Below are 13,442 nucleotides of genomic sequence, written 5' to 3' on the forward strand. Positions count from 1 at the left end.
AGGCCCACCCCCAGGAACCGTCGACGATGGAACACCGTGAGGCGCTGAACGCGCTGCGCACCTTTCTCTCTTCCCAGATCCTTGGCCAGGAAAAACTGGTCGAGCGCCTGCTGATCGTGCTGCTGGCCGACGGCCACATGCTGGTTGAAGGGGCTCCGGGCCTGGCCAAGACCAAGGCCATCAAAGAGCTCGCCGAGGGCATCGAAGCCGAGTTCCATCGCATCCAGTTCACCCCCGACCTGCTCCCCGCCGACATCACCGGCACCGAAATCTACCGCCCGGAAACCGGCAGCTTCGTGTTCCAGCAGGGGCCGATCTTCCACAACCTGGTACTGGCCGACGAAATCAACCGGGCCCCGGCCAAGGTCCAGTCGGCACTGCTCGAAGCCATGGCCGAGCGCCAGGTCAGCGTCGGGCGCAGCACCTACGAGCTGTCGCCGCTGTTCCTGGTAATGGCCACGCAGAACCCGATCGAACAGGAAGGCACCTACCCGCTGCCCGAAGCCCAGCTCGACCGCTTCCTGATGCATGTGAAGATCGGCTTCCCCGACGCCGCAGTCGAGCGGCGCATCCTCCAGCAGGCCCGCGGCGAAGCGCTGGGCGGCGAGGTGAAGCCGGAGCGGCGGGTGAGCCAGCAGGCCATCTTCGCCGCGCGCAAGGAAATCCTCGGCCTGTACATGGCCGATGCCGTGGAGGAATACCTGGTGCAACTGGTCATGGCCACGCGCACCCCGGCCAAGTTCGACAGCGAACTGGCCGACTGGATCGCCTATGGCGCCAGCCCGCGCGGCTCGATCGCCCTGGACCGCTGCGCACGCGCCCACGCCTGGCTGGCCGGGCGCGACTTCGTCAGCCCCGAGGACATCCAGGCGGTACTGTTCGATGTACTGCGCCACCGCATCATCCTGTCGTTCGAGGCCGAGGCCGCGGGGGTCGACCAGGACCGCGTGGTGCAGCGCATCCTCGACGTCGTCGCCGTCGCCTGACCCCATGCCCACCCGCTCGCTGGCCGACTCCGGCATCCGCATCGGCCTCGCCGACCTGATCGACATGCGCCACCGCGTGCGCGAGATCCAGCTGTTCTCGCGGCCCGGCCAGCGTAGCCCGCTGGTGGGCCTGCACCACTCGAAACTGCGCGGGCGCGGGGTGGACTTCGACCAGGTGCGCGTCTACCAGGCCGGCGACGATGTGCGCAACATCGACTGGCGCGTCACCGCGCGCACCCAGGAGCCGCACACCAAGCTGTTCCATGAAGAGCGCGAGCGGCCGATCTTCATCATGGTCGAACAGAGCCAGCGGCTGTTCTTCGGCTCCGGGCTGATGTTCAAGTCGGTGCTGGCGGCCCAGGCCGCCGCCCTGTTCGGCTGGGCCGCGCTGGGCCACAACGACCGCATCGGCGGGCTGGTGTTCGGCGACAACGAGCACCTGGAAATCAAGCCACGGCGCAGCAAGCAAAGCCTGCTGCAGTTGCTCAACCGCCTGGCCAAGGTCAACCAGGCCCTGCACACCGAAGCCCTGCCCCAGGCCGACAGCCTGGGCCTGGCCCTGCGCCGGGCACGCGAGGTGCTGCGCCCAGGCAGCCTGGCCATCGTCATTTGCGACGAACGCGCGCTCAGCGCCAGCGTCGAGCAACACCTGGCGATGCTCTCGCGCCATTGCGATGTGCTGCTGTTGCCGGTCAGCGACCCGCTCGACCACGCCCTGCCCGCCGCCGGCCTGCTGCGCTTCGCCCAGCGCAGTGCACAGCTGGAACTCGACACCCTCGACGCCAATTTACGCCAGGCCTACCGCCAGCAGGCCGAGGCACGTATCGAGCGCTGGGAGCTGCTGGCGCAAAAGCTGCGGGTAGTGCTGATGCCGCTGAGCACCCAGAGCGAAATGATTGAACAACTGCGCGAATACCTGAATGCCCAGCGCCCCGGGAGCCGCCAATGAACCCGCTGGATCAGCTGCAACCGCTGATCGCCCCGGCGCCGATCGGCCTGTGGCCACCGGCGCCTGGCTGGTGGCTGCTGCTCGCCCTGCTGCCGCTGCTGGCCTGGGGCGCCTGGCGCCTGCGCCGCTGGCGGCCAGGCAAGCGCAAGGTGGTACGCGCCGAACAACCGCTGGACCCGGTGCGTGTCGAAGCGCTGGCAGAACTGGCGCGCCTGCCGCGTCCCTACGACGGCGTCCCGGCCGGTGCCTGGCTGCAGCAGATCAACGCCCTGCTCAAGCGCCTGTGCCGCAACCACTACCCCGGCGCCAACAGCCATACCCTCAACGGCCGGCAATGGCTGGCCTTCCTCGACAACCGCTGCCCGGCCGCCGGCCTGACGCGCTGGATGGTGCTGGTCGAAGGCGCCTACAAGCCCGAGTGCAAGCTCGACGACAAAGCCATCGCCGGGCTCGCCCAGGCGGTCGAAACCTGGATCCGCAAGCATGTTTGAACTGGCCTGGCCGTGGCTTCTGGCGCTGTTCCCGCTGCCCTGGCTGGCGCGCCTGGTGCTGCCCGCCGCCGACAGTGGCGAGCCGGTGCTCAAGGTGGGCTTTCTCGACGAGCTCGAAGGCCTGGCCGGGCGCCGCGCACGGCTGAACCTGCCGACCTGGCGCCAGCAGGCGCCGTTCATCCTGATCTGGCTGCTGTTGCTGCTGGCCGCCGCCCGCCCGCAATGGCTGGGTGACCCGGTGCCGGTCTCGGCCAGCGGCCGCGACCTGTTGGTGGCGGTGGACGTGTCCGGCTCCATGGACTTCCCCGACATGCAGTGGCAAGGCGATGAGATCAGCCGGCTCGACCTGGTCAAGGCGTTGATGGGCGATTTCCTGCAAGACCGCCAGGGCGACCGGGTCGGGTTGATCCTGTTCGGCAGCCAGGCCTACCTGCAGGCCCCGCTGACCTTCGACCGGCGTACCGTGCGCACCTTCCTCGACGAAGCGCAGATCGGCATCGCCGGCAAGAACACCGCCGTCGGCGACGCCATCGGCCTGGCGGTCAAGCGCCTGCGCCAACGCCCGGCGCAAAGCCGGGTGCTGGTGCTGATCACCGACGGCGCCAACAACGGCGGGCAGATCCACCCACTGACCGCCGCCCGCCTGGCGGCGCAGGAAGGCGTGCGCATCTACACCATCGGCATCGGCGCCAACCCCGAGGCCAGCGGCACCCCAGGCCTGATCGGCCTGAACCCGAGCCTGGACCTGGACGAAGCCTCGCTCAAGGAGATCGCCGACATCACCCACGGCAGCTATTTCCGTGCCCATGACGGCGCTGAGCTCAACGCCATCGGCGACACCCTCGACCAGCTGGAACCGGTGGCCCAGCAACCCACCCAGGCCCGCACCGCCAGCGAACTGTACGCCTGGCCACTGGCCCTGGCCCTGCTGCTCAGCGTGCTGCTGGTGGTGGCCGTGCAGTGGCCGGACAACCGGCTGCAACGCCTGCTGCGCAAGCCACGCTTTTTGCAGCCGCATCCCGAATGGCGCCAGCGCCTCAAGCGCCTGCGCCTGAGGAGGCGGCGATGATCGAACTCTGGCCACAATGGCTGCGCCCACTCTGGCTGCTGGTACTGCCCCTGCTCGGCTGGCTGCTGTTCAAGCTCTGGCACCGGCGCAAGCGTGCCGGGCGCTGGCAACTGATCCTGCCCCAGCAGTTCCACGCTGTGCTGCTCGGAGGCGGCAGCGGCAGCACCAGCAAATTGCCGTGGGTCGCCCTGGGCCTGGCCTGGCTGCTGGTGCTGCTGGCCCTGCTCGGGCCAAGCTGGCAGCGCCTGGAAGAAACCCGCCAGCGCCCCGCCGACCCGCTGGTGATCCTGCTCGAGCTCACCCCGCAGATGCTCGCCGAAGACAGCGCGCCCAACCGTCTGGAGCAGGCCCGGCGCAAGATCCTCGACCTGCTCGAACACCGCCGTGACAGCCAGACCGCACTGGTGGTCTACGCCGGCTCCGCGCACACGCTGGTGCCGCTGTCCGACGACCTGGGCACCACGCGCAACCTGCTCGAATCGGTCGACCCCTCGATCATGCCGCAGCCCGGCCAGCGCGCCGACCTGGCCGTGCAGAAGGGCCTGTCGCTGCTGGCCCAGAGCGGACTGGGCCAGGGCCGCCTGCTGCTGATCGGTTCGGCCCTGAGCGAGCAGGAGCGCGACGGCATCACCAAGGCCCTGGGCCGCCAAGGCCCAAGCCTGCTGATGCTGGGCATCGGCAGCAGCGAGGGCGCGCCCGTGCGCCAGGCCAGCGGCGAATACCTCAAGGACGACCAGGGCGGCATCCTCCTGCCGCGTCTGGACAGTGCCGCGCTCAAGCGCTTCATCAATGGCACCGGCGGGCGCTACCGCCACGCCCGCATCGACGACCTCGACCTGCGCGGCCTCGGTCTGTTCGACAACCCACGCCAACTGCGCAACGACGGCCAGACCGTGCAACTGGACAGCTGGGCCGACCAGGGTTACTGGCTGTTGCTGCCCCTGCTGCTGCTGGCCGCCTGTGCCGGGCGACGCGGCTGGCTGTTCTGCCTGCCGCTGCTGCTGGCGCTGCCGCAGCCGAGCCAGGCCTTCGAGTTCAACGACCTGTGGTTAAGGCCAGACCAGCAGGGCCAGCAGTTGCTCCAGCGCCAACAACCGGCAGCGGCGGCGCGCCGCTTCCAGGACCCGCAATGGCGCGGCATGGCCCTGTACCAGGCCGGTGACTTCGCTGGCGCCGCGGCCGCATTCGCCCAGGGCAGCGACGCTACCGCCCACTACAATCGAGGCAATGCCCTGGCCCGCGCCGGCGAGCTTGAAGCGGCGCTGGACGCCTACGAGCAGGCCCTGGAGCGCCAGCCCGACCTCAAGCCTGCGCTGGACAACCAGGCACTGGTCCAGCAGCTGCTGCAACAGCGCGAGGCCAAGGCGGAGGATCCGCCGACCCATGCCGATGCCCAGGACTCACCTGGCACCGACAACGAAGGCAACAGCAGCTCAGCCAGCGCCCAGGGTACCCCTGGCGCCGAGGAACAGGCCCAGCCCGAGCAGTCCGGCGACAACGCCAATGGCAACCCCAGCCAGACAACGCCAGGTACTGTCGGGGGCGACGACGACAGTGTCACCCAGCCGCCGCAGCGGCCGGTCTCCACCAGCCTTGACGCCGAACAGCGCCAGGCCCTGGAACAATGGCTGCGCGAGATCCCCGACAACCCGGCGGAACTGTTGCGGCGCAAATTCTGGTATGAACAGCAATTGCATCAGGAAACCTCACGATGAGTCGCCTCGGCGTCTTGATTTTCACCCTGCTGTGGGCCCTGGTGGCCCACGCCGAGCTCACCCTCAAGGCCAGTGTCGACCGCACGCGCCTGGAGGCCGGCGAAACCCTCGAGCTCACCCTCGAGAGCCAGGACGTCACCCAGTTCGGCAAACCCGACCTGCACGCCCTCGACGCCGACTTCGAGGTACGTGGCACGCGCCAGCTCAACAGCCTGCACAGCCTTGACGGCGAGACCCGCGCCAGCACCCGCTGGATCATCACCCTGCTGCCCCGGCGCAGTGGCAGCCTGCGCATCCCCGAACTGCAACTGGGGCAGTCCCACAGCCAGGCCATCGACCTGCAGGTGCAGCAGGCTGACAGCCAACGCCCGGACGTGGCCTCACAGGTGTTCGTCGAGACCGCCCTGGACAGCAACGAGGTGTACGTCCAGGCCCAGGCCGTGCTGACCGTGCGCATTTATCACTCGGTGGCGCTGTACGACGACTCAAGCCTCAGCCCACTGCAGCTGGACAACGCCAAGGTCGACCCGCTGGGCGAGTCGCGCACCTATGAAAAAGACATCAACGGCGTGCGCCATGGGGTGATCGAGACGCGCTATGCGGTCTACCCGCAGCAAAGCGGCGAGCTCGAAATTCCACCGCTGCGGTTCACCGCCACCGCGGCCGACAACGGCACGCAACCCGCCGGCGCCCCTCGGGTAGGCCGCCAGGTGCAGGTCAGCTCACTGCCCCTGCGCCTTACCGTAAAGCCGATCCCCGCCAACTACCCGAAAGACCGCCCCTGGCTGCCAGCACGCAACCTGACCCTGGAAGAGCACTGGTACCCTGACCCTGCCAGCCAGCCCACGCAGATCGGCGACTCGCTGACGCGCAACGTCACCCTGCGCGCCGACGGGCTGTCGAGCACCCAGCTGCCGCCACTGCCGGCCACCGAAGCGGTCGGCTTGCGCCGCTACCCGGACCAGCCGCTGCTGCGCAACGAGATCAGCGAACGCGGCATGGTCGCCAACCGCGAAGAGCGCGAGGCGCTGGTGCCCACCCACAGTGGCGAGCTGGCCTTGCCGGCGCTGGAAGTGACCTGGTGGAACACCCTCGAAGACCATCTGCAACAAAGCAGCCTGCCGGCACGCACCCTCAGCGTGTTGGACAACCCGGCACTGAGCGCCGACACCCCGGTGGGCGACAGCAGCAGCGCCAGCCGCCTGCTGTGGCCCTGGCAACTGGCCACGCTGGTCCTGGCCCTGACCACCCTGCTCGGCTTCACCCTGTGGTGGCGTGCCCGCTCGCAGCCGGCGGTGCTGCGTGCCGCACAGACTGGCCCTAGCCCGCGCACCCTGCTCGACGACCTCAAGCGCGCCTGCCAGGCCAACGACCCCCAGGCCACTCGCCAGGCGCTTGACGCCTGGGCGCGGCAGCAGCCGGAGACCCTGGCCGAGATGGCGGCGCGCTTCGTGCCGTTGTCCGATGCGCTGGATGGGTTGAATGGGGCGCTGTACAGCGAGAGTGGCCAGTACTGGCATGGGGATGAGCTGTGGCGGGCGATTGGTGATATTCCCAGGGCTGAGCAAGTGCTGACGCCGACGGGTGAGGTGGGGAGTTTGCCGCCGTTGTATCCGAAGTAGCGGGGGTGGTCTTTCGAGGGCCTTGGGATCAATCGCGTGAGGGCGGCCAGGTGCCAGGCGAAAGCCTTGCAGCGCCCTCAAGATCGAGCGCCGCCCGCGCGGCGCATCGCTGGCAAGCCAGCTCCCACATCTGTTTCGGGCCAATTATTCCTGTGAAGGTACCGCTGCACGCCTTGGTGCATGTCTCAAGTCAGGTGGGGCGCCAGTGGTGCCCACCTCAATATCGAGTCGAACCAACAAGGCGGACAGTGATGACCTTGCAGGAGTAACTGGCCCGAAATAAATGTGGGAGCTGGCTTGCCAGCGATGCGCCGCGCGGGCGGCGCTCGATCTTGTAGGCGCCACAACCCTTCAGGCGAACACATCGCGAGCAAAACCCTGACCCAACCAAGCCCTGAAACCTTCGCACCACACACCTGGCTTCAAGTCCCCCACGATGGGTTACCATACCGCCCTTGCCCTATAGCCCCCTTGCCGCTCATCCAACGGATTTTCCATGCGTCTGTTTCACACCTCCGACTGGCACCTTGGCCAGAGCCTGCATGGCCAGGAACGCGACTTCGAACATGCCTGCTTCCTCGACTGGCTGCTCGGCCAGCTGCACCTGCGCCAGCCCGATGCGCTGTTGATCGCCGGCGACATCTTCGACACCGTCAACCCGCCGGTCAAAGCCCAGGAGCGCCTGTACGACTTCATTGTCCAGGCCCACGAACAGCAGCCCAAGCTGGATATCGTGATGATCGCCGGCAACCACGACTCCGGCTCGCGCATCGAGCTGCCGGCGCCATTGATGCGCCGCCTGCGCACCCACGCCCTGGGCCGGGTGCACTGGCTGGACGAAGGCCAGCTGGACGCCGAGCGCCTGTTGATCCCGCTGACCAACGCCCGCGGCAAGGTGGCGGCCTGGTGCCTGGCCCTGCCCTTCCTGCGCCCGGCCGAAGTCACCGGCCCGGCGCTGGGGGACGACTACCTGCAAGGCATCACCCAGGTGCACGAGCAACTGATCGCGGCAGCGCAGAAAAAACGCAAGAAGGACCAGGCCCTGGTCGCCATCAGCCATGCGCACATGGCCGGCGGCAGCATCTCGGAAGACTCCGAGCGCAGCCTGATCATCGGCAATGCCGAAGCCCTGCCGGCGCGGCTGTTCGACAAGGCCATCGGCTACGTTGCCCTGGGCCACCTGCACAAGCCGCAGAAGGTCAACCGCGAGAACCGCATCCGCTACAGCGGCGCGCCGATCCCGCTATCGTTCGCCGAGATCAACTACCCACACCAGGTGCTGGAAGTGGAGCTCGACGGCAGCGAGCTGGTCAGCGTCGAGCCACGCCTGGTACCGCGCGCAGTGGCCTTGCAGCGGGTCGGCCCGGCCCCGCTGGGCGAACTGCTGGTGCAGCTCGGCGAGCTGCCGGTGATCGACCTGCTCGATGACCCCAACCGCCAGCCCTGGCTTGAAGTGCGGGTGGTGCTGGACGAGCCACAGCCCGACCTGCGCCAGCAGATCGAGGGTGCGCTGCAGGGCAAGGCGGTGCGCCTGGTGCGCATCAGCGCCGAATACGCAGGCGCGGGGCGTGAGGAGGAGGATGAACTCGCGTTCGTCGAACTGGCGCAGATGACCCCGCAGGACCTGTTCGGCCGCGCCTGGCAGCAGGCCTACGGCAACCCCGCCGACGAGCAGGCCCTGGCCGATTTTGCCGAGCTGCTGCAGGACGTCCTGCAGGAAGAGGAGCAGCCATGAAGATTCTTGCCATCCGCCTGAAAAACCTCGCCTCGCTGGCCGGGCCGATCGACATCGACTTCACCGCGGAACCCTTGGCCAGCGCCGGCCTGTTCGCCATCACCGGGCCCACCGGTGCCGGCAAGAGCACCCTGCTCGATGCCCTGTGCCTGGCCCTGTTCGGCACTGTGCCGCGGCTGAACGACATCGCCCGGGAAGCCAAGGTGCCGGATGCCGACGGCGACATCCCTACCTCGGACCCGCGCAACCTGCTACGCCGCGGCACCGGCAGCGGGTTTGCCGAAGTCGACTTCGTTGGCATCGACGGCCGCCGCTACCGCGCCCGCTGGGAGGCCAACCGCGCCCGCGAGAAAGCCAACGGCAAGCTGCAGCACAGCCGCCAGAGCCTGTACGACCTGGACAGCGAGCAGCTGCTGGGCAGCGGCAAGAACGAATACAAGCAGCTGATCGAAGCGCGCCTGGGGCTGAACTTCGAACAGTTCACCCGCGCGGTGATGCTGGCCCAGAGCGAGTTCGGCGCCTTCCTCAAGGCCGACGACAAAGAGCGCAGCGAACTGCTGGAAAAGCTCACCAACACGGCAATCTACACCCGCCTCGGCCAGCGCGCCTTCAGCAAGGCGCGGGAAACCGGCGAACGCCACAACGACCTGAAGAAGCAGGCCGAGCACCTGCTGCCCATGGCCAGCGACGCCCGCGCCCTGCTCGACCAGCAACTGGAACAGGCCCAACAGCAGTTCAAGGCTGACCAGGCCCGCCAGCGCCAACTGGAGCAGCAGCGCACCTGGTTCGACGAACAACGCCAGTTGCAGGCCCAGCACGGCGAAGCCCAGGCAGCCTTGCAAGCCGCCGAGCACAGCTGGCAACAACTGGCCGAACAACGCCTCGACCTGCAGCGCCTGGAACGCCTTGCGCCGCAGCGCCACCAGTTCCATCGCCAGCAGGATCTGGCCGGGCAATTGGCGCCGCTGGCCGTGGCGATTGCCGAACAGCAGCGCCAGCAGGGCGAACTGCTTACCCGAACCAGCGAACTGGAGCAGCTACTGGAGTCGGCGCGCCAGGCCCTGGCCCTGCATCAAGCCCAGCACAGCGATAACGCCCCGCGCCTGCGCCAGGCATTCGCCGCCCAGGGCGATTTGGCCCGCCTTGACAAAGAGCTGGGCGAACAACGCGCAGCCTGTCAGCAGGCCGAGCAGGAAGTCGGTGACGCTCAGCAACACCTGCAGCAACTGGAGGAAAACCAGCTGCGCAGCCAGCAGCAACTGGCGCAGATCGATGCGGCACTGGCCGACAGTGAACACCTGGGCAGCCTGGCCAACGCCTGGCAGGCCTACCTGCCGCAATTGAAACAGGTGATGCTGATCGGCGGCCGGCTGGCCAAGGGCCGCGAGGAGCTGCCCGGCCTGCAGGCCCAGGTGAGCCAGGCCAATGCCCAGTTGCAGGCCCAGCGCGACAGCTTCGAGGTGCTGTTCCGTGAAGCCGGGGCCGAACCCCACGCGCTGGCCGAACAGATCGACCTGCTCGGCGGCATGCTCCAGGACAACCGCAAGCAGCAGCGCGCCGTCGAGGAACTAGCCCGCCTGCATGGCCGTGAGCTGGAACTGCGACAGACCCTCGACGCCCTGCGTGATCGCCAGCAGCAGGCCATGCAGCAGCGCCAGCAACTGATCGGCGCAGGCACCGCGGCCAAGGCCGAGCTGGAAAGCGCCGAACAGGCACTGACCCTGACCCGCCAGTTGCTCGAACGCCAGCGCCTGGCGCGCAACACCAGCGTCGAAGAGCTGCGCGCCCAGTTGCGCGATGGCGAGCCGTGCCCGGTATGCGGCAGCGCCGAGCACCCGTTCCACCAGCCAGAAGCGTTGTTGCACAGCCTGGGTCGCCACGACCAGGCCGAGGAGGCGGCCGCGCAGAAACAGGTCGAACAGCTCAACGCCAGGTTGGTGGAACTGCGTACCGAGCTGGGCGTGGTCAACGCCCAGCTCAAGGACTATCAGCAGCAACAGCTCAAGCTGGGCGAACAGCTGCAGCCATTGCTCGAGCAGGTTCAGGCCCACGCCCTGTGGCCGGCGCTCGCGCCCCAGGACGACAAAGCCCGTAGCGCCTGGCTCGACGGCCAGCTGCGCCGCCTGGGCGAAGAGATCGACCGCGACGAGAAACGCCAGGGCACCCTGCTCGCCTTGCAGAAGGACGCCGCCCGCCTCACCCAGCAGCTACAGGCCGCCAACCAGGCTCAGGAGCAGGCCCAGCGCCATCTTGACCAGCAACACCAGGCCCTGGCCGCCGACCAACAGCAACTGGAGCAGGGCCTGAACGACCTGGCCAGCGTGCTGCCCCAGGATATTCTCCAGGCCCTGCGCGACGACCCGGCCCAGGCCTTCCTCGGCCTTGACCAGCAGATTGCCCTGCGCCGCCAGCAACTCGACCAGCGCAAGGACGAGCAGGAAGAACAACAGGCACGCCAGCAACAGCTGGACAAGCTGCGCGACCAGCAACAGGCCCGCCAGCACAATCAGCAGCAACTGCTGCAGAAAATCACCGCACTGGACGAACAGCGCCAGCAGGCCCAGGCCACCCTCGGCGAACTGCTCGGCGAACAGGCCAGCGCCGAAGCCTGGCAGCAACATATGGAGACGCAGCTGGAACAGGCTCGCGCCGCTGACGCCGACACTGCCCAGCGCTTGCAGGCCTTGCATACCCAAGGCGTGCAACTGGCCGCTGAACTCAATGCCAACAGCCAGCGCCAGCAAGCCCTGGAGCACGAGCACCAGCAACTGCAGGGCGCAATCGCCCAATGGCGCAGCGCCCACCCTGAACTGGACGACGCTGGCCTCGACCGCTTGCTGGCCATCGACGACGCTCAACTCGGTGACTTGCGCCAACACCTGCAGGCAGCGGAAAAGGCCATCGAGCAAGGCCGGGTACTGTTGCAGGAGCGCGAGCAGCGCCTGCAGCAACATGCTGCCCAAGCCCATGGCGAACTACCGGTCGAGACATTGGAGCAGAGCCTCGCCGAGCTGCAGCAGCAGCTTGTCACCCAGGAGCATCAATGCGCCGAACTGCGCGCCCAGCAGGCCGACGATCAACGCCGCCAGCAGGCACACCAGGCCCTGGCCGAGCAGATCGAGCAGGCCTATCAGCAGTGGCAACGCTGGGCACGCCTGAACGCCTTGATCGGCTCCGCCTCGGGCGATGTGTTCCGCAAGATCGCCCAGGGCTACAACCTCGACCTGTTGCTGCACCACGCCAACAGCCAACTGCGCCAACTGGCCCGGCGCTATCGCCTCAAGCGCGGCGGCAGTGCCCTGGGCCTGCTGGTGCTGGACACCGAGATGGGCGACGAACTGCGCTCGGTGCATTCGCTGTCGGGCGGCGAAACCTTCCTGGTCTCGCTGGCACTGGCCCTGGGCCTGGCCTCGATGGCCTCCAGCACCCTGCGCATCGAATCGCTGTTCATCGACGAGGGCTTCGGCAGCCTCGACCCCGAGTCGCTGCAACTGGCCATGGATGCCCTCGGCGGCCTGCAGGCCCAGGGCCGCAAGGTGGCGGTGATTTCCCACGTACAAGAGATGCATGAGCGCATCCCGGTGCAGATCCAGGTGCGCCGCCAAGGTAACGGCCTGAGCGATGTCGAGGTGAGCGGGTGATCCTCTACTCGTTCCGCCGCTGCCCCTGGGCCATGCGCGCACGCCTGGCATTGCGCTACGCGCAGTGCCCGGTGGCAATTGTCGAGGTGGCAATGAAGAACAAGCCGGCCGAGCTGCTGGCCCTGTCGCCCAAGGGCACGGTGCCGGTGCTCGATACCGGGGATGGGGTACTGGAGGAGAGCCTGGATATCATGCGCTGGGCCCTTGCCCGGCATGATCCCGAGGACTGGCGCCTGCTGGCCGACCCGGCGGCGGCGCAACGGGCCGATGCGCTGATCGCGCGCAACGACAGCACGTTCAAGGCCCAGGTGAACCTGTACAAGTATGCCGAGCGCTACCCCGAGCATTCCCGTGAGCACTACCGGCAACAGGCCGAAGCGTGGCTCGTGGAGCTGGAAAGCCTGCTCGAAGGCAGGCCATACCTGCTGGCCGATCACCCGAGCCTGGCCGATGCCGCCTTGCTGCCCTTGATGCGCCAGTTTGCCGGGGTCGAACCGCAGTGGTTCGCCGAGGCGGCTTATCCGCGGGTGCGGAGCTGGTTGCAGGGCTGGCTGGAATCGGACCTGTTCAAGGCCATCATGGCCAAGTGAGGCAGCTTCAAGTAACGAGCCTCAAGCGCCAAGTCGAGCGGTTGACTCGGTTCTTTCTTGTAGCTTGAAACTTTTAGCTTGTAGCTCAGAGCGCCAGGATCGGCGCCGACATCAACAACAGCACTACCGCCGTGATACGCCACATCATGCTCAGCCCCTTTGGTGAGTCAAAAATTTAGCGTCAAATTAAATCACATGGCGTTGTGCTATTACCAATGGCTTTACACACTCAATTGGAGTGCTTGCTCAGGGCAGCGTGGAAGTGCGCGCTCTGTTGCAGGTACTTGTCGGTGTAGCTGTGGGTGGTGGAAGGCTTGCTGCTGTGTTCGGCTTGCGCGTGCGCTGGCAGCACGACCGAGGCGGAAATGGCGGAAGCGGCGATGAGCGAGAAGATGTTGAAGTTCATGTGGGCAGACCTCGACTTCGGTGGTTTGACGTTGGCCCGTCGGGGCCTTGGGTCAAAACTTACGCCGATGGGGGCGCCTGCTGAAATTCATTGCGGCAGTAGCGATTATCACGGCAATCGATAATTGCCTCGCGCCCGCCTGCAGGAGCGGCCTTGGGTCGCGAACGGGCTGCAAGCGGCCCCGGGATCTTGATTCCAACTCAAGATTGCCGGGGCTGCTGCGCAGCCCGTTCGCGGC

10 protein-coding genes are annotated in these 13,442 nt (G+C 67.3%); 9 read left to right on the top strand and 1 reads right to left on the bottom strand.

Translation table 11 applies throughout. The features are described 5' to 3' along the window. Window positions 1-26: 26 nt before the first annotated feature. The 9 genes from L6D77_RS23250 to L6D77_RS23290 all read left to right on the top strand — a co-directional run bounded on the left by L6D77_RS23250 (window position 27) and on the right by L6D77_RS23290 (window position 12,798). Window positions 27-986 carry an AAA family ATPase gene (locus tag L6D77_RS23250; protein ID WP_110995264.1) on the top strand — a complete coding sequence of 320 codons (960 nt, stop codon included), beginning with the start codon at window positions 27-29 and terminating at the stop codon, window positions 984-986. Window positions 987-990: 4 nt separating this feature from the next. Beyond that, window positions 991-1,935, top strand: coding sequence for a DUF58 domain-containing protein (locus L6D77_RS23255; protein WP_232880108.1), 945 nt, complete (start codon window positions 991-993; stop codon window positions 1,933-1,935). Next, window positions 1,932-2,426 (top strand): DUF4381 domain-containing protein, encoded by a 495-nt coding sequence (locus L6D77_RS23260; RefSeq protein WP_232880109.1) that lies wholly within the window; start codon window positions 1,932-1,934, stop codon window positions 2,424-2,426. Before L6D77_RS23255 ends, L6D77_RS23260 begins: the two co-directional genes overlap by 4 nt. Next, window positions 2,419-3,495: a vWA domain-containing protein gene (locus L6D77_RS23265; RefSeq protein WP_232880110.1), complete on the top strand. Its 1,077-nt coding sequence runs from the start codon at window positions 2,419-2,421 to the stop codon at window positions 3,493-3,495. The genes L6D77_RS23260 and L6D77_RS23265 overlap by 8 nt, the downstream gene beginning before the upstream one ends. Further along, complete coding sequence (locus tag L6D77_RS23270) at window positions 3,492-5,210, top strand: VWA domain-containing protein (RefSeq protein WP_232880111.1); 1,719 nt, start codon at window positions 3,492-3,494, stop codon at window positions 5,208-5,210. The genes L6D77_RS23265 and L6D77_RS23270 overlap by 4 nt, the downstream gene beginning before the upstream one ends. Further along, window positions 5,207-6,832: a BatD family protein gene (locus tag L6D77_RS23275; RefSeq protein WP_232880112.1), complete on the top strand. Its 1,626-nt coding sequence runs from the start codon at window positions 5,207-5,209 to the stop codon at window positions 6,830-6,832. The genes L6D77_RS23270 and L6D77_RS23275 overlap by 4 nt, the downstream gene beginning before the upstream one ends. A gap of 496 nt (window positions 6,833-7,328) precedes the next feature. Next, the gene (locus L6D77_RS23280; protein WP_232880113.1) at window positions 7,329-8,567 is read left to right on the top strand and encodes an exonuclease SbcCD subunit D C-terminal domain-containing protein; all 1,239 of its coding nucleotides are present in this window, start codon (window positions 7,329-7,331) and stop codon (window positions 8,565-8,567) included. Next, on the top strand, window positions 8,564-12,208 hold the full coding sequence (locus tag L6D77_RS23285; RefSeq protein WP_232880114.1) for an AAA family ATPase: 3,645 nt from the start codon (window positions 8,564-8,566) through the stop codon (window positions 12,206-12,208). Before L6D77_RS23280 ends, L6D77_RS23285 begins: the two co-directional genes overlap by 4 nt. Further along, window positions 12,205-12,798 (top strand): glutathione S-transferase, encoded by a 594-nt coding sequence (locus tag L6D77_RS23290; protein ID WP_232880115.1) that lies wholly within the window; start codon window positions 12,205-12,207, stop codon window positions 12,796-12,798. The genes L6D77_RS23285 and L6D77_RS23290 overlap by 4 nt, the downstream gene beginning before the upstream one ends. A gap of 229 nt (window positions 12,799-13,027) precedes the next feature. Here L6D77_RS23290 and L6D77_RS23295 read toward each other — a convergent pair whose 3' ends face one another. Continuing rightward, a complete protein-coding gene (locus tag L6D77_RS23295; RefSeq protein ID WP_232880116.1) occupies window positions 13,028-13,204 on the bottom strand; it encodes a hypothetical protein in 177 nt (58 codons plus the stop codon). Between the last annotated feature and the right edge of the window lie 238 nt (window positions 13,205-13,442).

Origin of the sequence: Pseudomonas parasichuanensis (genome assembly GCF_021601385.1) — a bacterium.
Classification (GTDB): domain Bacteria; phylum Pseudomonadota; class Gammaproteobacteria; order Pseudomonadales; family Pseudomonadaceae; genus Aquipseudomonas; species Aquipseudomonas parasichuanensis.

Bases quoted from the DNA above. Each gene is read 5' to 3' on its own strand.
- L6D77_RS23250 (WP_110995264.1), top strand. From the start codon at position 27: ATGGAACACCGTGAGGCGCTGAACGCGCTGCGCACCTTTCTCTCTTCC.
- L6D77_RS23255 (WP_232880108.1), top strand. From the start codon at position 991: ATGCCCACCCGCTCGCTGGCCGACTCCGGCATCCGCATCGGCCTCGCC.
- L6D77_RS23260 (WP_232880109.1), top strand. From the start codon at position 1,932: ATGAACCCGCTGGATCAGCTGCAACCGCTGATCGCCCCGGCGCCGATC.
- L6D77_RS23265 (WP_232880110.1), top strand. From the start codon at position 2,419: ATGTTTGAACTGGCCTGGCCGTGGCTTCTGGCGCTGTTCCCGCTGCCC.
- L6D77_RS23270 (WP_232880111.1), top strand. From the start codon at position 3,492: ATGATCGAACTCTGGCCACAATGGCTGCGCCCACTCTGGCTGCTGGTA.
- L6D77_RS23275 (WP_232880112.1), top strand. From the start codon at position 5,207: ATGAGTCGCCTCGGCGTCTTGATTTTCACCCTGCTGTGGGCCCTGGTG.
- L6D77_RS23280 (WP_232880113.1), top strand. From the start codon at position 7,329: ATGCGTCTGTTTCACACCTCCGACTGGCACCTTGGCCAGAGCCTGCAT.
- L6D77_RS23285 (WP_232880114.1), top strand. From the start codon at position 8,564: ATGAAGATTCTTGCCATCCGCCTGAAAAACCTCGCCTCGCTGGCCGGG.
- L6D77_RS23295 (WP_232880116.1), bottom strand. From the start codon at position 13,204: ATGAACTTCAACATCTTCTCGCTCATCGCCGCTTCCGCCATTTCCGCC.